The organism is Chloroflexota bacterium (assembly GCA_014360905.1).
GTDB lineage: Bacteria > Chloroflexota > Anaerolineae > UBA2200 > UBA2200 > JACIWX01.
This window is the reverse complement of record JACIWW010000032.1, coordinates 1-23,273: the sequence shown is the minus strand read 5'-3', so window position 1 is coordinate 23,273 and position 23,273 is coordinate 1. Positions and strand designations below refer to the sequence as shown.

19 protein-coding genes are annotated in these 23,273 nt (G+C 55.7%); 9 read left to right on the top strand and 10 right to left on the bottom strand.

Annotated features, from left to right (window positions below):
- Positions 1-157 precede the first annotated feature (157 nt).
- From H5T67_11545 to H5T67_11530, 4 genes are all read left to right on the top strand, one after another.
- Positions 158-1,279 carry a DegT/DnrJ/EryC1/StrS family aminotransferase gene (locus tag H5T67_11545; GenBank protein MBC7245941.1) on the top strand — a complete coding sequence of 374 codons (1,122 nt, stop codon included), beginning with the start codon at positions 158-160 and terminating at the stop codon, positions 1,277-1,279.
- 134 nt (positions 1,280-1,413) lie between these two features.
- Positions 1,414-3,702, top strand: coding sequence for an iron-containing alcohol dehydrogenase (locus H5T67_11540; GenBank protein MBC7245940.1), 2,289 nt, complete (start codon positions 1,414-1,416; stop codon positions 3,700-3,702).
- A gap of 32 nt (positions 3,703-3,734) precedes the next feature.
- Positions 3,735-4,772 carry an alcohol dehydrogenase catalytic domain-containing protein gene (locus tag H5T67_11535; GenBank protein MBC7245939.1) on the top strand — a complete coding sequence of 346 codons (1,038 nt, stop codon included), beginning with the start codon at positions 3,735-3,737 and terminating at the stop codon, positions 4,770-4,772.
- 67 nt (positions 4,773-4,839) lie between these two features.
- On the top strand, positions 4,840-6,342 hold the full coding sequence (locus H5T67_11530) for a hypothetical protein (GenBank protein ID MBC7245938.1): 1,503 nt from the start codon (positions 4,840-4,842) through the stop codon (positions 6,340-6,342).
- A 281-nt stretch (positions 6,343-6,623) separates the two neighbouring features.
- Here H5T67_11530 and H5T67_11525 read toward each other — a convergent pair whose 3' ends face one another.
- From H5T67_11525 to H5T67_11505, 5 genes are all read right to left on the bottom strand, one after another.
- Positions 6,624-7,457 (bottom strand): energy-coupling factor transporter transmembrane protein EcfT, encoded by an 834-nt coding sequence (locus H5T67_11525; protein MBC7245937.1) that lies wholly within the window; start codon positions 7,455-7,457, stop codon positions 6,624-6,626.
- A 3-nt stretch (positions 7,458-7,460) separates the two neighbouring features.
- Complete coding sequence (locus H5T67_11520; GenBank protein MBC7245936.1) at positions 7,461-9,212, bottom strand: ATP-binding cassette domain-containing protein; 1,752 nt, start codon at positions 9,210-9,212, stop codon at positions 7,461-7,463.
- A 183-nt stretch (positions 9,213-9,395) separates the two neighbouring features.
- Entirely contained in the window at positions 9,396-10,223 is an 828-nt protein-coding gene (locus H5T67_11515; protein MBC7245935.1) for a hypothetical protein, read from the bottom strand.
- A 120-nt stretch (positions 10,224-10,343) separates the two neighbouring features.
- Entirely contained in the window at positions 10,344-11,645 is a 1,302-nt protein-coding gene (locus tag H5T67_11510) for an aspartate aminotransferase family protein (protein MBC7245934.1), read from the bottom strand.
- Positions 11,646-11,736: 91 nt separating this feature from the next.
- Positions 11,737-12,519 carry a fructose-bisphosphate aldolase gene (locus tag H5T67_11505; protein ID MBC7245933.1) on the bottom strand — a complete coding sequence of 261 codons (783 nt, stop codon included), beginning with the start codon at positions 12,517-12,519 and terminating at the stop codon, positions 11,737-11,739.
- A 300-nt stretch (positions 12,520-12,819) separates the two neighbouring features.
- Between H5T67_11505 and H5T67_11500 the strand changes: the two genes are divergently transcribed.
- On the top strand, positions 12,820-14,145 hold the full coding sequence (locus H5T67_11500; GenBank protein ID MBC7245932.1) for a hypothetical protein: 1,326 nt from the start codon (positions 12,820-12,822) through the stop codon (positions 14,143-14,145).
- A gap of 33 nt (positions 14,146-14,178) precedes the next feature.
- Here the strand turns inward: H5T67_11500 and H5T67_11495 are convergent, their stop codons facing one another.
- From H5T67_11495 to H5T67_11475, 5 genes are all read right to left on the bottom strand, one after another.
- The gene (locus tag H5T67_11495; GenBank protein ID MBC7245931.1) at positions 14,179-15,003 is read right to left on the bottom strand and encodes a radical SAM protein; all 825 of its coding nucleotides are present in this window, start codon (positions 15,001-15,003) and stop codon (positions 14,179-14,181) included.
- A complete protein-coding gene (locus H5T67_11490; protein ID MBC7245930.1) occupies positions 14,997-16,610 on the bottom strand; it encodes a ribonuclease H-like domain-containing protein in 1,614 nt (537 codons plus the stop codon). The genes H5T67_11495 and H5T67_11490 overlap by 7 nt, the downstream gene beginning before the upstream one ends.
- A gap of 11 nt (positions 16,611-16,621) precedes the next feature.
- The gene (locus H5T67_11485) at positions 16,622-17,575 is read right to left on the bottom strand and encodes a CPBP family intramembrane metalloprotease (GenBank protein ID MBC7245929.1); all 954 of its coding nucleotides are present in this window, start codon (positions 17,573-17,575) and stop codon (positions 16,622-16,624) included.
- 67 nt (positions 17,576-17,642) lie between these two features.
- Complete coding sequence (locus H5T67_11480; GenBank protein MBC7245928.1) at positions 17,643-18,899, bottom strand: DUF58 domain-containing protein; 1,257 nt, start codon at positions 18,897-18,899, stop codon at positions 17,643-17,645.
- 21 nt (positions 18,900-18,920) lie between these two features.
- Positions 18,921-19,901, bottom strand: coding sequence for a MoxR family ATPase (locus H5T67_11475; GenBank protein MBC7245927.1), 981 nt, complete (start codon positions 19,899-19,901; stop codon positions 18,921-18,923).
- 125 nt (positions 19,902-20,026) lie between these two features.
- On the opposite strand from H5T67_11475, the gene H5T67_11470 reads away from it, so the two are divergent.
- From H5T67_11470 to H5T67_11455, 4 genes are all read left to right on the top strand, one after another.
- Positions 20,027-20,200: a hypothetical protein gene (locus tag H5T67_11470; protein ID MBC7245926.1), complete on the top strand. Its 174-nt coding sequence runs from the start codon at positions 20,027-20,029 to the stop codon at positions 20,198-20,200.
- Between the two features lie 73 nt (positions 20,201-20,273).
- Complete coding sequence (locus H5T67_11465) at positions 20,274-20,852, top strand: hypothetical protein (GenBank protein ID MBC7245925.1); 579 nt, start codon at positions 20,274-20,276, stop codon at positions 20,850-20,852.
- Positions 20,853-20,888: 36 nt separating this feature from the next.
- Positions 20,889-22,427 (top strand): hypothetical protein, encoded by a 1,539-nt coding sequence (locus tag H5T67_11460; GenBank protein MBC7245924.1) that lies wholly within the window; start codon positions 20,889-20,891, stop codon positions 22,425-22,427.
- 186 nt (positions 22,428-22,613) lie between these two features.
- The gene (locus H5T67_11455; protein MBC7245923.1) at positions 22,614-23,105 is read left to right on the top strand and encodes an acyl-CoA thioesterase; all 492 of its coding nucleotides are present in this window, start codon (positions 22,614-22,616) and stop codon (positions 23,103-23,105) included.
- The last annotated feature ends 168 nt before the right edge of the window (positions 23,106-23,273 follow it).

Sequence of the window (23,273 nt, the reverse complement as noted above, 5' to 3'; positions counted from 1 at the left end):
AATTGCCCTGTCAAATTGCCTCGCTTTCAGAGCCAAAGAGCGTGCGTTTTGCGTTTTCTTTTTATCTTCTTATGATTACCGTCGTGATGAGGTTTTTGTGCCTGGCGCGGTGATGACGAATGTCCAGGGTAATCTCGCATTGCGAAAGGAGGAGACCATGACTGAGACAACTGCGATCCAAATCCCGGCTGATGATTTGAAGCGGCAATATCAACAGATCAAGGATGAGATACGGGCTGCGATAGATGCCGTGCTTCCCACCGGAAAATACACTTTGGGTCCATTTCTGGAGGCTTTTGAGCGCGAGTTCGCTCAGTACTGTGGGACCAAGTACTGTGTGGGTATCTCCAATGGCACAGAGGCATTGCACCTGGCTTTGGCTGCCTGCGGCATCGGTTCTGGAGATGAAGTCATCACGGTAGCGAACACCTATGTGGCCACAGCGTTCGCCATTTCTTATGTGGGTGCCACGCCAGTCTTTGTGGACATAGATCCAGTCTCTTATAACATGGATGTGTCGAAGGTGGAGCAAGCGATTACGCCTCGCACCAAGGCCGTCATACCTGTGCACCTTTATGGACAGCCAGTGGATATGGATCCCCTGCTGGAGATTGCGCGCAAGCACAAGTTATGGGTGATCGAGGATGCGGCGCACAGCCACGGCGCCACGTATAAGGGGCGCAAGACGGGCTCCTTGGGCGATATCGGTTGTTTCAGTTTCTATCCCGCGAAGAACCTGGGCTGCTACGGCGATGGCGGTGGCATCACGCTGAACGATGACGAACTGTATGACAAGATCAAAGTGCTGCGCTACATGGGGCAGCACGTCAAGCATGTCCATGAGGTGATCGGCTTTCAGCAGCGACTCGACCCCATACAGGCAGCGATCCTCAGCGTGAAACTGCGCCACCTGGATGAATGGAACCGCAAGCGCCAGCAATGGGCAGCACTGTATGATGAACTGCTAGCTGATTTGCCCGTGGTAACTCCCAAGGTCAGCGATTTCGGCACGCATGTCTATTACATGTATACCATTCGCACGCCGCAGCGTGATCAATTGATGGAGTATCTGGCGCAACAAGGCATTGGTACGCAGATCATCTATGGCACGCCAGTGCCCATGCAACCGGCGTACCGCTTCCTTGGCTACAAGGAAAGCGATATCCCCATTGCTGCGCAGTATGCGAAAGAGTATTTATGCTTGCCCATGTTCCCCGAACTGACTGAAGAGGAAGTAAGCCGAGTGGCCGCTGCCATCCGTAGTTTCTTCGAGGGCTGAGTTCGTCGTTTTGTCGTCGAAGCGGGGCAGCCTAACGGTCAACGGACCACGGGACAAAGAACCCAGCGATTTCTGCTTCGCTGAAGGTGGTGCACCTCGTTGACTTTTCATTCCTGCTGAGAGAAAGGAGAGCCATGACAACGCGGACAAAACTTGTCGTCTGGGGTGGAAGTGCCATTGCCACACCAGAGTTAGTGGATGCATTGCGGAACTCTCTGCAGCCTGGAGAGGCCATGGATGTGGTGCTGGTCGGACGCACGGCTGAAAAGCTCCAGTTGGTAGGCGAGTTGTGCTGTAAACTGGCTGTGTCCTGCCAGGCAGATCTACGCGTGTCTTACACGACAGACTTAGAGGCGGCTCTGGAGGGTGCCGACTATATCCTGAACCAGGTCCGCGTGGGAGGGCTGCAGGGGCGCGCTTTTGATGAATCGTTTCCCCGTGCCTTGGGCTTGCCCGGCGAGGAGACGGTAGGGCCAGGCGGGTTTTCCAGCGCATTGCGCACCATCCCCGCAGTGCTGAAACTAGTTCGTGTTGCAGAAAAACTAGCTCCTCGGGCACTGATCCTCAACCTGACCAATCCCAGCAGCCTGGTGCAGTATGCCATCCGATGCTACAGCGCCATGCCTGTCCTCGGTACCTGCGATGCACCTGTTTCGTTGACGCAGATGATCGCCAAGGTTTTGGAATTGCCCGACGCGGAATTGGAATTCGATTACGTAGGAATGCATCATGCTGGCTGGGTAACGGGTGTGCGCCATCGAGGCCGCGATGTCATGCCTCTGGTTTTGGAACGGGCTGATCGGCTGACAAAGCTGGAGATAGACCCACAACTCATTCGCGCCATTGGTGCGGTTCCTTCACCATATTTCCGCTATTACTTCCATCCAGATCGCATGCTGGCCAAGACCGTAGGGCGGCCAACACGGGCAGAAGAGTTGATGACTATTCAGACTGCTATGGAGACACTATATGCCCGACCGGATGCCCATGAGCGGCCAGATATCTATAGCAGGCGTGGGGCTAACTGGTACAAGATGATCGTGGTACCGGTGCTGCTGAGCTTGATGCGCGACAGTCGTCAGGTTTTCATCGTCGACATAGACAACAATGGCACGATTCCCTGGCTTCCTCCTGAGGGCATCATCGAAGTACCGTGTATCGTAGGCGCCTCTGGTGCCCATGCGCTCACGGTTGGGGCGGTGCCCCTTGACGTGCAAGCTTTCCTGCAGCGCAACTGCGCCTACGAGATGCTAGCGGTGCAGGCGATTGTGGAAGGCTCGTACGAGAAGGCATTGCGTGCTTTGCTGCTGAATCCCTTGATCCGCGATGCAGGCCAAGCACGGGCTGTGCTGGAGAAGGTATGGCCGGATGCCCCCAAACCCCACTTCGTGATCGAGCGCAAGCCTTCAGCCGCAGAGGAACCACTGTTGTTTCCCACGCTTGTCTTCGGCAGGCGCTTGTTGGAGAAAATGCCACTCGAAGGCTTGTCGTATCTGGTGGTAACGATGGAAGAACCGTGGCAGTTGGCGGCAAAGCACATGCCACAACCGCCAGAGGCGGTGCTCTTTGTGCGCGATATGGAATGGGATACGGTGGAGGCTGCTGAGCGTGCCCTGCCAACGGTACAGCGCATCGTGGGCATCGGCGGAGGCTCGGCTCTGGATATGGCGAAGTATGTGGCTTGGAAGCGCAACCAGCCTTGTTATCTGGTGCCTTCGATTACTTCGGTGGATGCCTTTGTCACCAAGAGCGTGGCCGTCCGGGAACAAGGCAACGTGCGTTACATCGGCTTTGTTATTCCAGAGAAGGTCTATGTAGATTATGAGCTCATTCGCCAGGGCCCAGCGCGCTTGAACCGTGCTGGTGCAGGGGATATTATCTGCGCTCACACTGCCCTGTGGGATTGGGCGCTGGCTCACGACCAGCGCGATGAAGCATACGACGAGCAAATTGCGGCACAGATGCAGAGCTGGCTGAACAGGTTGGAGGATGAGGCCACAGAGGTCCGCAGGGTTACGAATAAGGGCATCCGCTTCATCGTGGAGGCATTCGCCGAGATTAGTAAACTTTGCCGGCGCTTTGGCTCCAGCCGGCCGCAGGAAGCCTCGGAGCATATTTTTGCCTACAATGTGGAATCCATCACACGGCGCCACTTCATCCATGGCGAATTGGTTGCGCTGGGCACGTTGGTGATGGCCGTCCTGCAGGAAAATAACGCGGATTGGGTGCAGCGACAACTGGAACGATTGGGTATTCTGTACCAGCCAGCCGATTTGGGCATTACGCGTGAGGAGTTTGAGCAAGCGTTGCGCACCCTGCCTGCTTATGCACGAGCCACCAACCGGCGCTTTTCCGTTGTCCATGTGCGGCCGATTGACGAGGCGTTTGTGCAGCAAATGAGCAAGCGATTGCGCTTTCCATAAGGATTCGCTCTTCACGTTTAGGAAAGGAATGAATGAAGGCAGCATTATTGACCGCTTTGGAGCGATTGGAGGTATGTGAGGTCGAGACTCCTACTGCAGGCCCTGGCGATGTTGTGGTGCAGGTGAAGGCCTGTGGCGTGTGTGGCTCCGACCTCCGCACTTTTCGTTATGGCCATGCGCATGTGACGTTCCCCGCCATACTTGGCCACGAGTTTGCGGGCATGGTCACGGAAGTGGGGGAGGGAGTACAAGGCTTGCGTCCTGGGGACCATGTAGTAACCAGCCCAGCGGTGCCCTGTGGCTACTGTCTGGAATGCATTGCAGGACGATACAATCGCTGCGACAACCTGCTCGCCATAGGCGAAGACCTACCGGGTGGCTTTGCGCAGTATGTCCGCCTGCCAGCGCAGACCGTGTCGCGTGGCGGGGTATTGCCTATGCCGCCTGCGCTGTCGTTTGAAGCGGCAACTCTAATAGAACCTCTCTCCTGTGTGCTCAATGGGCAGGACTTGGTCAATGTGGGTGTTGGGGACACGGTGGTGGTCATTGGACTGGGCACGATAGGCTGCATGCATGTGGTCATGGCGCGCCTGCGCGGCGCTCGGTGCATGATAGGAGTGGAGAAATCTCTTACACGGCTGGAAGTGGCGCAGCGTTTTCATGCTGACCTTTATATCCATTCGGAGGAGCAAGATCCGGTGGCTGTGGTTCTGGAAGCGACCAGTGGTCGCGGAGCGGAAGTGGTCATTGTTGCATGCCCCAGTCACGAGGCGCAGCAACAAGCGCTGGCTATGGCGGCAAAAGGCGGGAGGGTCAGCCTGTTTGGTGGGTTGCCGAAAGACAGCCCAGAAGCACTGCTAAACACGAACCTCATCCACTATCGCGAAATCATGGTTGTCGGCGCCTTCGGAGCCACCTTTCCTACGTTGCGCAAAGCGGCCGAACTGACTGCCAATGGGGCCATCCCTGTGGACTTGTTCATTTCGGGTCGCTTCCCGTTGGAAAGGATCTCGGAAGCCTTTGATGTGGCTGCCCAGGCGCATAGCCTGCGCGTGATCGTCCTCCCTTGAGCAGGGAATGCTGGTATATATAAATCGCATTGAAGCATCATCTAAGAAGGGGAGAAAAACGGTAATCATGGCAGAATGTTATCTGGTTGGGATTGATGTCGGGACACAGGGCTCGAAAGGGGTTTTGGTTTCACCAGATGGGCAGGTTTTGGCACAGCACTTTTGCGAGCACGAAGTGCTGCACCCGCGTCCTGATTGGGCGGAACACGATGCCGAACGTCACTGGTGGCAGGATCTGGTGCACATCTCCCGGGCGCTTCTGGCTCAATCCGCTGTATCACCGCACAAAATTGGAGCGGTATGTGTGAGCGGGCTAATACCCGATCTCTTACCTACCGATGGGCAAGGGCATCCCTTGCGCCATGCCATCCTCTACTCGGATAATCGCGCCGTAAAGGAGATTGACGAAGTCAATGCCAGATTGGGCTGTGCGTTGACCAGCGAGGAGATCACACCCAAACTCCTGTGGTTCATGCGCAATGAGCCGGACCTCTTTGCACGCACGCGTATGGTCTTCAATGCCCATTCCTACTTGGTCTACCGCTTGACCGGGGAATATACCATAGACTATTTGACCGCCAGCCTCTTTGGCGCCATCTACGATGCTGCCCAAGCGCGGTGGCGTGAGGACATCTGCGCGGAACTGGGCATTCCCATGGCGCTTTTGCCGCCCGCCCTTCCGCCAGCAGAAATCGCTGGCAAAGTTACCAGAGAGGCGGCGCAATGCACAGGATTAGCCGAGGACACGCCAGTGCTGGTGGGCTCAGGGGATGTCTATTTCTCTCTATTGGGTGCTGGCGTGCTGAATCAGGGCGATGTGATGATCTACTATGGCACGGCTGGTCTGACTACATTGTGCCTGGCAGGTTTGCAGGAGGTAGCTGAGTCTCCTTATCAGGGCGCAAGTGGCTTTCCTTTCCAATACCCGGCCTACATGCTCACTTCTGGGGAATTGGTACGCTGGTTTCGCGACCAGTTTGCGCCTTTCGAGGTAGCGGAAGCAGCATGCACAGGGGTTACTGCTTATTCGCTGCTGGATCGCATGGCCGAGCAAGTGCCTCCAGGGGCTCAAGGATTACTGTGTTTGCCCTACTTCCTTGGGCAGCGCTCGCCAGAGTTCGATCCGTATGCACGCGGCGTCTTCTTTGGTTGGAGCATGGCGCATACCCGAGCCCACATGTACCGCGCCATTCTGGAATCCTATGGCTATGGTATTCTGCATGGTTTGGAGAGCACCCTGCCTGGATGGCAGCATTTGATACGGCGTGTGGTGGCTACAGGAGGTGGGGCGGTCAGTCCGGTTTGGAAGCAGATTGTCAGCGACATCGTGGGCATCGCGCAAGAATACGTCGCTGGAGCGGATTCGCCGCTAGGTGACGCATTCCTAGCTGGCTATGCGTTGGGGCTGTTCAAGGACTTTAGCACCATCCGGGATCGCTGGCTCAGGGTTACAGATATCACTGTTCCCGACATGGCACGCCACGTGCAATACCAGCCTTACTACGAGATCTACCGCGACTTGCACCGTGACCTCAAGGAGCGCTTTCGCGCTGTAGCGGGGCTGGGATAAGGGTGCGGCAGCTCTAGCCGCACGTGGAGCAAAGCAGCGTCAGGTGCAAGCGAATGAGATATTGCTCACTTTCATGTACGTGCACAGCGTACCTGTTTTTCCGTTACTACCACGAATTGATCTGCTAATTGCCCTGCATAACCTTCGAGCAATCGCTGATGCATAACAACCATGAACTGAGCGGCGGGGCTACTCTGGTGTAACTCCCTTATCAAAAACCAAGACTACATAATAGAAGCAAACCTCCCGCAGGCTCTGAGCCTACGGGAGGTTTGTGGTGGCTACAACAACCCCGCGTTATGGAATGCCAAACCATACAGACCAATGACTGTCAGCACAATCGTGATGCCCATTATCACATAGTCTATCCGATTCAATTTCAATGGCCGCGTGGGCGTTGGTTTGCCGGTGCCAAAGGCGCGTATCTCCGTCGCAACGGTGATCTGTTCGGTAAGCATAGCTGCGCGCCGCATTAGCGGTTTCATCAGAGGCATGGCTTTGCGGATAATTTTTACCGGATTCCAGTAGCGCAGGTGCCAGCCACGCAAGCGTTGTGCGCTCAAGATATGATCTACAACGCGTTGCAACTGAGGGATTAGTTTGTATGCAATCGAAACCACAAAAATCACCGGACGGGGCACTTTTAGCATAAGAAGGGTGTCGGTCAGTTCGGCCATCGAAGTTGTATAGATAAAGACGAAGGCATAAGAAGCTACCACCAGAGTACGCAACTCTGCAGCTACTAGCCACATGATGCTGCCATAGGTCAATCCCACGCGCCCTGCCACGGGCAGAGTAACGAGCGCAATAGGTGTGGTTGCCCAGGTCTTGTCCAGGACTTTGAACAGGTCGGGGTTGGTCTGGCCAATAGCGGTCAGGGTTACGGGGTAGATGCTGGTAGCAATAGCCAGTGCCACTACCTTGAACCAGCCAAGCGGTAGTTTCGAAGCTCTGATCAACAGAATCGCCGGTATCACCAGCAACAGTTGATAGCGTGGATCCCACCACAGCCCGGCCAGCAGTCCAATACAGCCAAAAACGACTAACTTGGTTAAGGTTTGCACTCCTTTGTGGATTGGTGTATCGCGCGATTCGTACTCCAACCAATATGCCATTGCTCATGCCTCCCCCGGTTTCAGATTGTAGAGAAGGATATCTCGCATCTCCTCCACGGTCAATACATCACCAGGGAATCCCCTGTCCACCAGCCTTTGTCCCAATTGGGTGATTTGCGGCGGTTTGATGTCTGCTTCCAGTAACTTCTCCGGCTGAGAGAAAACTTCCCGCGTCGTTCCATCGGCGATGATCTCGCCCTGGTTCATGACGATCACGCGATCGCAATAGCGCGCTACTGTCTTCATTGTATGGGTGATGATAAGGATCGTGTGGCCGGCAGAGCGCAATTGCTCAATGCTGTCCATCATAACCTGTGACCCCCAGGTATCCAGACCCGTTGTTGGTTCGTCAATAAGCAGGATGCGTGGTTTCAGTGGGAGAATGCTGGCAATAGCCAGGAATGTCTTCAGGTCCTCAGGCAAGGACATAGTATAGTCCGATTCATGCCCCTTTAGGCGAAAGACCTCAATCGCCTCTTGAACCAACTTCTTGGTTTCTTCTTCGGGCATATCCATCATCATCGGGGCAAAGGCAACTTCTTCCCAGACGGTATCGGCGAAGATCTGGTCATCGGGATTCTGGAATACGTAGTTGATCATCTTGATGACCTGGCGCAAATCCATCTTGGGGATGTCTTTGCCCATAACCTGTACTACTGCATCTCGGTTCGTCGGCTTCAACAGTCCTACGAGATGGCGAGCCAGAGTTGTCTTGCCGGAGCCATTCTGTCCGATAATGCCCACGATCTCGCCTGAGCGCACGCTCATGGAAACGCCTTTGAGTGCGTGGATCTTGGGCATGTAGATGTGATGCAAGTTCTCTACGCGCACGATTTCTTCGCCGAACGTACGCTGCTGCTGGCGCTGACCGTAGTGAGGTGGCAATTGAATGCGGTCTATTCCCCTCTTGGCGAGCAGTTTCTCCATCTCGACAACTGCCTCATCCAGAGTGATGGGGATATGGTTCACAGGTATGCCTGCCTCGCGCAATCCCGCAAACAGGGAGCTTACCTGCGGTCGTCCAACGCCAATTTCATCCAGTATCGGATCGGCAAATAGCTCACGTGAACCATCGCGAAGGGCTTCGCCTTTGTGCAGGATAATGACACGGTCAACCTTTTCGGCTACGGTCTCAATGTCTGCGCCGGCCTCGGAAATGATCGTCAGTGTGTCAGCACTGCGACGCGCGACGTGCTCCATTATAGAGAGCACGCGTTCTTTGCCCACCGGGTCCAGCATAGCCACTGGTTCGTCCAAAGCCAGCACGCGTGGCATCATGGCCAGAGCGCCAGCAATGGCCAGGCTTTGTTGCTCTCCTCCGGACAAGTCGTTGGGGTTTCTTTCCTCAAATCCTTTTAGTTCAGCCTGCTCCAGGGCGTATTGCACGCGCTTCTCGATTTCTTCGAGGGGCAAACCAAGGTTAGCCGGACCGAAGGCGATGTCATCCCGTACTGTGAGTGAGAAGATCTGTACGTCCGGGTTCTCCAACACGATACCAACATAGCGTGCCATGTCGCCAATGGTCTGCTCCTTCACACGCAGCCCATTGACCACGACCTCGCCTTCGTAATCGCCTGAATCCACAAAGGGAATGATGCCGATCAAGGATTTGAGCAGGGTGGTCTTGCCGGCGCCAGCGCGGCCGATGAGGCCTACCACGCTTCCCCCCTCTATCTCCAGGTTGATGTCGGCAAGTGCTTTTCGCTTAAAACCTCGATACCGGAAGCTATAATCTTTCAATTCGATAAGAGCCATGAACAAACCTCATTTATTATAGAATTGAGCCGCCCTGTTGGCGCGGGGCGGCTCATGGGAGCGCATCGCCGTGCTAGGGCGATGGGCTGGGGCGGAGCACAAGGCGCATTGTACCATGCACCCGGTCAAGACCCAAGAACAGCGACTCTACGAGTGGACAGAGCGGGTCTCGTGTCCGGGTGGCTAGCTTTCCTCAGCTTCCACACGCCCTCTCGCCCAGGCTTGCCGTACAGCGTTCCCTGCCAGGTAGCCAATGGGTACAAAGGCGATAGCGCTCAGTACCCAGTAGGGCAAGAAGGGGAAGGCAGGTTGGGGCAGCACCCAGTCTCCAGCGATTCGCACTGCGGCAGCTTCCCAGGGGTTGCCAATGATATAGTCGCCCACCAGCCACGCGATCTGGTGCACTGGTTCCGAGATGATCCAGGCAGTGAGGAATGCGGGCCAGAAAGCACGTGTGCCACGGTTGTGCACGAAGCGGAAGAAGATGTAGCCAGCGAACGCCCAGATAGCGGCATCAAAGACAGAGTAGGGCAGGATGTTGACAAAGACCGAGGGTCCACCGGAAACCCAGAAGGGATGGATGAAGAGACGACCCAGCACTTGCCCTACCAATAGTCCAAAGAAAGAGATGACGCTACCAAACAGAGCGGCAGAAGCAGCAATGACCATTGCCTGAAAGTCCAAGCGGATGCCCTCGCTCAGCGCGGCCACAGCGAACAGAGCACCAATCACGCCAATGGCTACGTAGGTATAAGGTGCGCCAACCTTTACCTTCATGCCTTTGATGTAACGCCCGGGCATCACGTTCCACTCTGGCACCTGCGCGAACTTGTACATCCAGTAAACAGCAAAAGGAAAAGCTCCTACAAAGGCAAAGATCCACAGAAGCAAAACTCGCTGCGGAGACCCCGAAGGCCCCATGCCAGCTCCCCATGGCTGCATCACTAAGATAGCAACTGCGGTGATCACCAGTCCGGCGATCATGATCAGACGTAACGTGCGTTCGTTCACCTTTAGCCTCCTTTTGTTTTGGTAAGGTTCACTCTACTACCCACTAACTCGCCTTGTGCTCTGGCCCCTTGCTCCCCAGACTGGAAAGGCAATCCTGCCTGAATTTTTGGTATTATAAAATCATTTCAGCACTTCTGCAAGTGATTCATCAAATGCAGCGACCACTTTGTCCACCTGCTCTGCGGTGATGACCAGGGGTGGCTGAACGCGGAAAACGTTGCCGAGTGGCCCTGATGCAGAGATGATGACGCCGCGTTTCCACAGAGCCCACTTGATGCGGTTCATCTCTGCTCTGGGCACGGGTTGCTTGGTCTTCTGATCCAGCACTAGTTCCACGCCGCCCATCAGCCCTTTGAAACGGGCCTCACCGACATACTTAGCCATGCGCATGTTGAGGAACCCCTCGCGGAAGCGCTGTCCCATAGCCGCGGCATTCTCCCATAGTTTCTCCCTCAGCAAAACCTGCAATGCTGCCAGACCGGCGGCCGCAGCCAGGGCATTGCCGGAGTGGGTGGGGGTCGTGCCGGTGAAGAATTTTTGCGCCATTTCGTCGCTCATCATGACTACACCGGATGGAATTCCGCCTCCTACGTTCTTCGAGAGGACCAGCACGTCCGGGATCACATCGCGGTGCTGGAAGGCGAAGAACTTGCCTGTTCGCCCGAAAGCCGTCTGTATCTCGTCAAGCGCCAATAGCAATCCATGCTTGGTGCAGATCTCCCGCACGCGGGGCAACCAGTCATCGGGAGGGATAATACCGCCACGTCCCTGCACAGGTTCGACCAGCACTGCGCCTATTGAACCTTCGGACACGGTGCAGATGGCCTGGTCGAGGATGATGTTCTCAATTTCCTGTGCACAGCGCAATTCACAGGATGGATAAGAACGATCAAAAGGACAGCGATAGCAATAAGCATGGGGAGCGCGCAAAAAGCCGGTAGGCAAAGGTCCAAAACCCTTCTTGTAAGATGTAGCGCCTGTGCCGGCTAAGGCCCATCCAGATAGTCCGTGAAAGGCATTCTTGAGCACGATGATTTCGTATTTGCCGGTGTATTGGCGCACCAACTTGACCGCGGTGTCAATGGATTCTGTCCCACCGTTGGTGAAATAGCATTTGCTCAAATTGGGCGGAGTGATCTCCACAAGTTTTTCTGCTAGGGTGATCAGCGGTTCTGTAGTCTGCAGGATAGAGACCTGCATTACTTTCTCGACCTGCTCCTTAATAGCGGCAATGACCTCTGGATGGCAATGGCCTACGTTGACCGCAAAAAGGCCAGAGGAGCAGTCAATGTACTCTCGTCCATCTGGATCCCAAACCGTGGCACCTTTGGCATGGGCCACAACAGTTGGCTCTGCCTCGCTGGCCCAGGCGCGGACAATACACTTGGCATCTCTTTCTCTTAGTTCATCAGATTTCAGCATTGTTCACCTCGAGCAAGAAAAATTTCTCAAAATATGCAACTATTATAGCTGTGCGGTCTCAATCGTCAAATTTCATCGAAGAGGCTCAGCGTTATGGCACTTCTTGCAAAGCTTGCTCTACAGTGGCGCCTTCGTGGATCAAGCGCACCAGGGCTCTGGTCACAGCAGCGGGATTAGGATGCTGCCATACATTGCGCCCACAAAAGACGCCAGCTCCGCCACCTTGCAGCATATCCTGGGCGGCCTGTAGTGTATCGCGCACGGATTCGGTGCGAGCGCCTCCGGCGGTCAGCACTGGAACGGGACAGGCGGACGCGATACGTTGGAAAGCGTTCACCGAACCAGGGTAATGAGTTTTAATGAAATCGGCGCCGTATTCAGCAGCGATGCGGGCGGCTGTCGCCAGCGCCTCGGAGTCATGCCATTTGGAACGCGGAGGAAGTGCTTCAGCAGCCATAGGCACCTGCCAACGCTCGCATTCTGCGGCTACACGTGCCGTAGTTTGAATAGAATCAACCTCCACAGGGATGCCAAACCAGGTCATCACGATGACACCGTTTGCGCCAATGCGCAGAGCGTCCTCGACCGTGTACAGTTGTACCCAGCGCGTGTTTGCACCCCATTCTTCGGAAAAGAGCGTTGTTCCTCCATCCAAGCGTACGATCATGGCCACTTTTCCCTGCCATAGCGGACGGAAATGCTTAGCAATGCCGTAGGTAGTCATGATGGCATCCACCCCGCCCTCGATGACAGCAGATAAGGTCTTTTCTGGTTTTTCCCACCCCGCGACAAGTCCCAGGGCCATGGTGTGATCAATGGGCACAATAACTGCGTGTCCATCGCTGCGGAAAATAGACCGTAGACGTGGGTTCATGAAACCTCCTTGTGCATTGAGCTGGCAGAGGCAAGGACAAAATCCAAATAGTGGGCGGACGAGGTTCTATAACGCCGGCTAACTGGGTGATTGCCTCACAACCATATTAGTTTAACCGCGAGAGCAGATGTTGTCAAACTGGCAGCAGCCCCGATGACGCAGGTTAGGTTGCAGCAGGTGAGACTTTGGGCTATAATGTCTGGGGGTAGGCAGAGGGTTTTTCCAGCAAGACTAGGAAAGTTGTGCGTTACAGGTATAAAACCTCGTTTGTATTAACATGATAAGGAAAGGTGGCGTGCGATGAGCAATGAACAAGGTAGTTCTGCTTCAGCAGATCTGGCTCGCATCATAGAATCAGCCAAACGACTCGGCATTGAGATGGATGAGGCGGAAGCTTTGCAGTGGTTGACAGCGATGGCTGCCTGGCAACCAAAGGACGAGATCGTGGTGGACACGCGCAGCGGTGTTTTCGGTCATACCATCGTGATGCTGGATTTTAGCCCGGAAGAACTGGCCTACTTTCGTGAGATTGGCCGCCTGGTGGAGTTCCAGGATCAGCCCGGTGTGGTAGAAACAGCTCTGGCACTGTCTGGCTCAGCCGCTCAGTCCAAAATCCAGACGTACCCTGGGGATTGCGACTACTTCGAGCGCGTCAACATCAAAGCACCTTCTAAGGAAGAAGCCTGCCGCATCCTGGCCAAACTGATACGTGACAAAGCACTTGCCACAGCCAAAGGGCCTACTTATCAACTGATCGAGGTCAAGTTTGGTTCATATCCCTTCGACGTCATCAAAGAGGGCCAGGTCATGAAAGCGGGAGCACCCATTGCATGGTCAGTGGAGGAGATACGCGCCGGGCAAATCGAAGCTTCTTATCCCGATGGCAAGCCAGCGGTTATTCGTTGGGATGATGTAGCCATGGAGCCTGGTTGGTGCAAACTGGATTGGGTGATCGCCGACCCGAAACGCAGCAGGCTGGCCAATGCTAGCAATATGCTGGATGTTACGTGGGAAGCCCCGGATGGTGACATCACGCCCTTAGATGGCTACCTCGATCCGTACTTCCAGGAGGTTTACCTAGAAGCCGAGTCTATTCCCCTCTTTTCCAAGCTCACACGCCATGTCTCCGCCGATGCTTTGGATGACTATGTAGCGGCATTGGAGAGGGAAGTCAAGAAGTACCTGACCAAGGACGTCAACTATGGCAAGGCAGCCAAGCGCATGTACAACATCTTTCGCCTGACTGGACACTACTATGAGGCTGCTTTTCTGCGCGAGTTGTTTGACGAACCTGCGACAGTGCTCTATCAGGTCTGGTCTCTCATCCGGACTTTGGATGATGTGGTCCAACCTGGATCAAGCATCTCCATGGATTATGTTTTGGCTCAGGCCGATCAGTTGATTCTGGCAGTTGTTGATGCGCTGGAGGGTGCCAAGGAGACAGAGATCGTGCGCTATCTGCTGCGGCTGCGGGATAGCCTGACCCGGCAGAAAAGCGGACAGAAGCTGAGGCCGGAAGCGGAAGCAGCGCGCGCCGAAGTCATCAACTTGGTCAACAACTTCTTCTACGAAAAATTGACCGCAGTGCCGGCGATCAAAGAATACATGGAGCGCATGCAGGCATAGGATTTATTCCCTGGCTCAGCCTGCTATAAGCACTCAGAAGCAGAGTTCGTAGGCGACATTGTGCCGTTCCGCGGCGCGGGCGATGCGCTTGGCGAGCGCGGTGGCATATCCACGCGGATCTTGCCAAATGAGATGATACGTGTCAAGCACCTCGGGATAATGCTTTGTCAACGCCTGCTGCAACCGTCCCCATGGAGCGCTTTTCAGATTGAGTGTATCCACTAGAATGTGTGAAATGCCAGTTTGCGCCAGAGCAGCAAACAGGGCGTCTATATCTTCTTCGCTGTCGGAAAAGACCGGCAGGGCAGGGCCGAAGAAGGCCCAGGTGCGAATGCCTGCGTCATGCAGACGGGACAATGCCTCGATGCGCTGTGGAATGGGCGACGCGTGGGGCTCCAGCGCACGCCGCACCGATTCATTCAGGGTTGTGATAGTAAATGCCACTTCCACGTCCTTCATCTCACGCAGCACATCCAGGTCGCGCAACACAAGGGCACTTTTCGTCAGCACGGTGGTGGAGAAATCTGGATGGGCGACCAGGGCTTGCAGGCACTGCCAGCTCAGTTCGTACTGGCGCTCCAAGGGCTGGTAAGCATCTGTTACGGTCCCTAGGCTGACAGTGCCCGGCTTGGCGTGCTCTAATTGCCTTGACAATACTTGGGGTGCGTTCACACGCACGTCCACGAATTGCCCCCATTCCTCGCGATGGCCTGTAAAGCGTTTCATGAACACGGCGTAGCAATAGGCGCAGCCGTGCTGGCAGCCTACGTAAGGATTGAGGGCATAATCCACGCCGCTGATGCCCGAGCGGGTCAGGGCTGACTTGCAGGTGATCTCGCGTACAATCATGTTCAGCAAGTCAGGTGCAGGGCAGCTGCCACCTGTTCCGACGCAGATAGCTCGTTATAGCGTTTGCACGCTGCGGCCGTGTGCTCTATCTCGGCACGGATGCCATGCGTAGCCAGATAGTCCAAAACATCCTGGGGTACTTGCATGAGTCCTACATTGCCGGTGCCGATGACCAACACCTGCGGACGCACCGCGATGATTTCCACTAGGTCTTCCTTATGCAGGTTATGCCCTTCTTTACGCCACCATCCTGGGCGCACGCCATCCGGCAGGATGATGACATCGGAGGTATAGGTCTTGCCGTCTATGGTGATCCTGCCAAATGAGTAGGATTCGATATGAGGCATGGGCAAACCTCCTTCTCCCAGTTTTCTCTTCAGCCGTGCTAGCCGCGCTCTCAACGCCTGTGGCGAACAATAGCCCTTTGCTGGCAGGTTATCCAGAGCCAGCGCTTCGCTGACGAGTCGGGCTGCTATCGCATAATCGCGTTGTTGGTGCTCGTAGTACTTGGCCAGTTCCACATAAGCCTCGGCTCGATTCTTCTCCTGCAACACATGCCAGATGCGCACTGCGCGCTCAGTTTGTCCGCTTCTCTTGTAGAGGAAAGACAAGCGACGCAGCGCCTGCTCTTGTATGCCAGGAGGCAACCGTTTCTGCAGGGCTTGTTCATAGGCACGCTGGGCTGCGTGTCTCTCTCCCAGGGACTCGAACACCAGGCCTAGACTGTACAGATCTACGGCGTGCTCCACTTCTTGTCCAAAGGGATCGCGCAGCATGGCATCTGCCTTAACGGTGAGGGCAACTAGGCTGAGGATGTCGAGGGCGTTGTGCAAAAAGACTTGACGCAACGGTTCAACTTCGCCATAGCGCAGGTAGTCAAAGTACAGTTCCGGAATCAACCAGCCGGGCACGTCTCCCTCGCGGGTCATGCCCAATACGCCTGCCTCTAGGGAAGAGAGCGCACAGGAGCTCAGTCGCTGCCGCCACAGCCGGCGCGCCGGGTAGAGCAAATCCAGGTGTGGCGCCTGAGCGAGGGGCATCTCCTGACGTCCACAGGTAAAGCGCGTTGCCAGGATGGGCAAGTCGAAGTTGCGCCCGTTAAAACTCACCCACCAGGAAAAGCCCTGCATGTGCTGATTGAGGAGATAGAGCAATGCCTCTTCTTCGTGATAGTCGCGCATGAAGTATTGGCGCAGGCAGAATGCATCGCCCTCGAACGTGCCAAAGCCCACCATAAACGCGTACATGCCTGCCCCGATGCCCAGCCCAGTGGTCTCGATATCGAAGAAAATGGCAGAAGCAAAGTCCTGAGCAGCCACGCGCTGATCACCGGTTAGATGAGCCAGATAAGGAGAAGGACGTTCGCGCGAGGGGAGTTCTCCCAGCGGATAGCCACCGTGAGTATAATCCAGGTGATAGCGCGTCTCCACCATGAAGCAGGTGCCGTATGGCGTCTCCACAACTTGCCCGGGCACTAACGCTTCTAGGGACGTTGCAGGAGTGCTGCGCGACCCCTTCGCGGCGGGACGCAAGCCAGCCACGCCGAGTTGCACTCCCAATCGGCGCAGTTTTTCGCTACTTACAGGTTGTCGTCCTGAATTGAGAGTATGGTTCATGCCGGATCTGGTCAGGGCAAAAAGCGCATCAAAAACATGTCTAAGAAATTGTAGCCAATATGGACGATCATGCAAGTCATGGTATTACTCTTCTGACGCAGCCAGCCCAAAGCGAGGCCAATGAGCCATATCTCCAGAATGGCAGGTGAGAGCGTGTACTGCATGTGTCCTAAAGCAAAGACTGCTGCCGTCAACGCGATGCGGAAGCGGGGTTGCAGGGCGCCACGGAAGAGCGTCTCTTCTCCAATGCCTGCCGAGAGGGCTAGCAGCAACGCACCTGCAGGAGAGTTGTAAGGTGCAAACAATCGCTGGGTGGCTTCCATGACCATCCGGTAGTGTACAGGCCAAAACTGATGCCAGAGCCATGATGTGACATAATCAAGGAAGAGAAAAGCCGCAATCATGGCGATTGCGCTCTTCAGATGGCGCAGACTCGGCATGCTTAGACCGAGGCGAGCCAGCGTTTGCCGCACGTTGCGGCGAATGCCCAGGCCAACCCCGGCGAGTGCGAGCAGTACAAAGAACAACTGGCCAAAAACGAGTGATTCTGGTGCGATGCCAACGGTTTCTGCTGCCGCGCGCTGAAGCTCCCATCCGCTTAGCAACGTACCAAGAGAAAGAGCCGCTAAGTAAACAAGAAAAACCAAAGCCGTAGTATGCACTGGCGAGGCGGGGTCAATGTCCAGCCAATGCGCCAGAGCACGACGCACTGATATGGACAGACAGGCAAAGCCAAGCATCCCCATGGCAATGAAGGCCAGTCCCAGAGTGCCGAGATTCATGCCTTCCAACATGGGGGGCATTGGATGGGTCGCACGCAGCAGAAGCAGCCCAGCGAAAATGGCTAGAGCATTGAGCAGACACAAACCAATGTGGGTCAGCCAGCGCCAAGCCCGGTGGCGTACGCCCAAGTTGGCTATTGCAATAATGCCCAGCGGTAATGCATAGACCAGAAAGGTCCACATTAGTAGGCTCCTTACAATCTCAGTTCATTCATCTATAACCCACAGTCAAATACGAGTCCAGTCCATTTCAGATGCTGCTTGGGCTGCTCAAGATGGCGGCGAGGGATTCGCCTTCGTGCACCAGATAACTAGGAATGCCGTTTTGCTGCAGCGCAGCACACACTGCATGCACGTTGCTCGGGCGACCAAAGGTGGCTGTATCCAGCACTATGCCCATGCCGTGAATGCCGCTTCGGCGCAAGTCGCGCAGGCTATCTACCCACTTGGTGTCGTCAGAGGGGGTAATCACGATCACAAAGGTATTGCGTCCTAGCCCTTTGCCTTCGGCGGCGATGATTTGCGCCATGGGTATCGTGCCAAAAGCACGTATCACGGCTAGCGTTTCCATGATTTTGGTCAACTGGCGCTCACCACGGTCAGGTGCCAGCGCTTCGCGCCTCTGGCTGTAGGCAATGAGACCTACTGCCCTGTTGCGTGCCAGGAAGTGCTTGGCCAACGAAGCCGCTATGCTCACCGCATATTCCTCGGTGGAGGGCAGCAAGGTCGGGCGGCTAGGCCAGAGCGGGGGCAGTTCTTCAGCCTCTTTCTCTGCCAAGCGGTCGGCCTGGGCTGCTCCCTGCATGTCCAGGAATAGCCACACATCACCGGTGGGGTCCAGTTCGAATTCCTTCACCATCAACCGCCCGGTGCGCGCAGTTGATGGCCAGTGAATGCGGTTGAAACTATCGCCGGGGAAGTAATCCCGAATGCTGCTCACATTGGTGGTGATATAGTGAGTGCGCCGGCGCATAGCGCCCCCACCAGGAAGTTCACCGCTAGGCAAGGCGAAGTGAGGCAGGTCCACCGTTAGGGGGTAGACGACAACAGCGGATGTGGTAGGGATGTGCTTGCGGTGCTCAAACAGTCCAAAAGGGTCGCTGCTGATTAGGGTGATTGGACCCAGAGTGAATCGCCCTCGCTGGCGGCATATCGTACGCACTGCCCAACCGCGTGTGTGATGCGCGGCAAGCGCATTAACGACCCAACTGGCGCGGTGGCCTGGCAGGTTGGAACGGTCACGTACTTCAACCCACAGTTTGGGTAAGATGCTCTTGTTATGTACGAGGAAGCGTTCTTCGATTGCCTGGCCGACTTGGCTACGCAGCGCATGGGTATGGCGCACGATGTGGAGGTTGTGCAAGTTGGCCCATGACCAGAAGTAAGATACTCCCAGCACTGCGGCAAGCAGGTAGGTTAGGTTGAAGAAAATCTGCCGTGCAGTAGCCAGTGCCTCAACAACGGCTACGACGAGCAGGATGAATATAATAACCCAATTACGTCTCACCTGTTCCTTCCCTATGCCACATCAAGACGCCTTCTCTGCGGGACTAGAAGCACGGGCGCGCACCCTGGCTCCTGGCACTGGGACGGAATGCAAGAGTTCATCCACGATGGAACGCTGGTCTACATTCTTGATGCGTGCTGCTGGGCTGATGATCAAGCGGTGAGCAAGCGTTGGCTCCGCAAGAGCCTTGATGTCATCCGGAGTAGCATAGTCTCGTCCTTCCAGCACCGCTCTCGCTTGGGCGGTCTTGAACAGGGCTAGCGAGCCGCGGGGGCTGGCGCCGAGGTAGACATCGGGGTGCTTGCGGCTGGCATTGACTAGCTCAACAATGTACTCCTTTACCAGAGAGTCCACATACACTTCTTTTACCTCTTCCTGTGCCTGCAGCAACTCTTCCGCCGTGATGACCTGATCGATATTCTCAATCGGATGTTGGTATTGCTGTGCTTCCAGGATAGTGATTTCGTCGGATGGAGCAGGATGTCCCAGGCTCACGCGCATCAGGAAGCGGTCGAGTTGCGCTTCTGGCAAGGGAAAGGTCCCCTCGTACTCGATGGGGTTCTGAGTGGCGATGACCAGGAATGGCCTGGGCGTGGGATAGGTCACGCCATCCACCGTGACCTGTCGTTCTTCCATCGCCTCCAGCAACGCCGATTGGGTCTTGGGCGTGGCGCGATTGATCTCGTCGGTGAGCACAATTTGTGAAAGAACGGGGCCGGGGCGGAATTCGAACTGGCGCGTCTTTTGGTTGAAGACGGAGACGCCGGTTACATCGCTGGGCAGCAAATCCGGTGTGAACTGAATGCGCTTAAAGGTGCAACCGATGGACTTGGCGATGGCCTTAGCCAGCATGGTCTTGCCCACGCCGGGCACATCCTCGATGAGCAAGTGCCCCTGGCACAGCAAGCAAATCACAGTCAACTCGATGACCTCGTGCTTGCCGACAATGACCTTCTCTACGTTGTCCACTACTTTTTGAGCGGTAGCCTGTGCCTGATTCATGGGCCCTCCTGTGCTATGTAGGATACTATGCTTGAGGGTAAAAGTCAAGAATGCGCGAGTTGTATTTGCCTTAGATGACATGTCCTTGTATAGTATATAGGTCAAGGTGCTGGACGGCGACGCCAATGACGATGACATCGTGGACATCAGCGATGCTGCAATCATCGGCGGGGTGTTCCGGCACCTCACTGCCTAGTGATCCGCGCGCAGACATCAACAACGACAATGAAGTGGACATCCTGGACTTGGTGCTCATGGGCGGCAACTACACCAAGACTAGCCAATTGCCCTGGTCATAGGGGAAGCTCAGCGCCTAGGAGATCATTGAGATGATGCTTCGAAGTGGCAAACAAGTGACGCATGAGCAATAGGGTGACGTGGGTAGTTCCGCTCGTTATCCTCTTGTTTGCACTGGGAGCAGGATGGTGGTTTGTGCTCCCAACCCATTCAACCCATTCCCGAGCTGAGCCGGTGCAAGCACTGGACCTGCCGAGTGTAATCCGTGTGCTTCCTGCTCCGACGTCCGTGCCCGTTGGCGGTAGCGTCACTGTGGATATCTGGCGGGAAGATGTGGGCAACTATTATGGCATTGACTTTCGCCTCAGCTATGACCCTGCTCTCGTGCAGGTCCCTGCTGGTGCCGTGACGCCTATGTGGAAGGTCTTTGACCCAATCAACCACTTCATTATCAAGAACACTGCCGCTGATGGGCAGGTCTGGTATGCCGTGACCAATATCAATCCAGCCGAACCTTTCACTGGGACGGGGCGTGTCGCCTCCATCACCTTCTCTGGGCTGGCCGATGGCACTACGGCACTGCACTTTACCTATGCCAAAGGCTCCACACGCACTGGAGTAAGTATGTATCCGGTCACGGTGGACGGCAGTGTGGAGGTGCGCGTGCCGGAACGCTATCTGCTGTGGTTGCCGCTTGTCCTGCGGCTCTTTTGAGCGTTCAAACATGGCGAGAGGAACGGAGAAGCGATAATGAAGAACACAAAGCGTCACTATTGGACAGCAATGTCATCTCGTGAGCAGCATGTGGTTGCTCTTCTGCTGTGTCTCGCGCTCTTGGCTGGGTCGCTTTGGCTCGCCAGTCCCAGTGCGACCGCGCCTGAGCCTGGGGCGGGGTACGTTGCTGCTACTGCCTGCTGCTCTAAGGGGAAAGCTCCCCATGTGAGCCTGTTGGGTGACGAGACGCCGACGCCAACATCTACGCCAAAGCCGGGCATCCTTTCCTTCTCTCCGTCCTCAGCAACCATCCCTGTGGGTGGCACGGTAACCATGTACGTGTTGCTTAGCAATGTTGAGAACATTTATGGCATGGTTTTTCGTTTCTGCTTCGATAGCACCATCGTCAGTATTCCGTTGAACATGGCTACTTTGCTCTGGGAAGTGCTGGATGAATTCAACAACACGGTTCTACGCAATGGGGTATACAATCCGAACTCCAGCCTCTGCACGTGTTCTATCTCCACCCACAAGTGGTACTGGTATTCCGTGACGAACCTATACCCAGCCAAGCCATTCACCGGCACCGGCAGGCTGGCCTCGCTCACCTTCCAGGGTCTCGCGCCTGGAACCACTGCACTGCATTTTTGCTACGCCAAGGGCTCCACTCGGGATAGCTTTTCTCTCTGGTCGGCGACCATGGATGGCAGCATCACCGTGATTGGCCCGACAGACACGCCGACGCAGACACCTGTGCCTACGGACACGCCAACGCAGACGCCGACCAACACACTGACCGATACGCCGACGCCTACGCCGACGAGCACGCCAACGGATACACCGACGCAAACGCCTGTGCCGACGGACACGCCGACGAAGACGCCCGTGCCTACGGACACGCCGACGCAGACACCTGTGCCTACGGACACGCCGACGCAGACTCCTGTGCCTACGGACACGCCGACGCCGACTCCTGTGCCTACGGACACACCGACGCCGACTCCAACGCCTAGCGAAACGCCTACGCCAACCGAGACACTGACGCCGACATCCACGCCAACGCCAACGGAGACATGGACGCCCACGCCGATTCCCACAGAGACCTTGACGCCTATGCCGACAGCGACGCCTGTGCCAGGTTTCATTGTCGCTACCGTCTGGGATGATCGGGATGGTGATGGAGTATGGGATGAAGGCGAGCCGCCCTTGCAAGGTGCACTGATCGAAGCGTGCAGAGCGGCGTTGTCACGGAGGAACAGGTACGGAGAGACAGCGGTGCTTCTGCAGCCCACTACTAGCTGTGTTAGCTGCATCACAGGGGCGGATGGACAATGTGTGCTGAGAGATCTGACGCCGGGCACGTATATTGTGCAGATGACACCGCCAGCCGGCTACGAACCCACTACAGAGGATCCAATCACGGTGGTGCTGGGCGAGGGAGCCACAATCCCGACTGTGTTTGGAGCACGCCGAGTTCAATTTGTCCTGTATATACCGCTGAATATGAAGAATGCGAAGTGGGGATTCGCCTTGTACCTGCCTGAGGTGATGAAGGAAGCACACTTGATCCCCTGACACCATCCTGCTGCTATTGAATGAAGAGGCAAGGCATGCTCCGGATGCCTGCGTAGCGATAAAGGAGGGCTGGGGAACCAGCCCCCTTTGTTTTCCTGAGTGCGGCTGCGCAGCAGAGCGCATTTGGTATCGCGCCATAGAAGCCGTACAATGACCGCCAGTAACTATGTAGATGGAGGAAGTCCTATGCCCTTGCCACCCAAGAGAATGCGCGATTCGCAGACTGTGATCAGCCACCTGATGCAACTGACCGATGCCAACCCAGTGGGCAATGTGCATGGTGGAGTCATCATGCGCCTAGTGGATGAAGTGGCTGGCATCGCCGCGGCCAGGCACGTAGGGCGGCCGGTGGTTACAGTGGCAATTGACTCGATGTCCTTTTATTCGCCTATCTATGTGGGCAACCTGGTGACGGTCAAGGCTTCGCTAAACTATGTCGGAAGGACGTCTATGGAAGTGGGCGTGCGTGTAGAGGCGGAAGATGTGTTGACTGGTCAGATCACCCACACGAACTCTGCCTATCTGGTTTACGTGGCACTGGATGAGAACGGACAACCGGTGGAAGTGCCACCGCTGATTGCCGAAACCTCTGAGGAAGAGCGGTGGATGATGGAAGGAAAACGCCGCCAGGAAGAGCGATTGCGTAGAAGGCATGCGGAAGAAGCGCAGCAGGTATGAGTATTTGGTTGCAAACCCTAAGGGTTTTCAAAAACCATTAGGATCGGGTGCATTTCAGTTTAGGGGCGAGTTGTAAACGGCTGTCCACACTTCATGGAAACGTTTGCTGAGGATAGCAGCTCGAATTGGGGCCAGGCGTTCTAGCCCAGCTCGACTCCAGCGCATCCC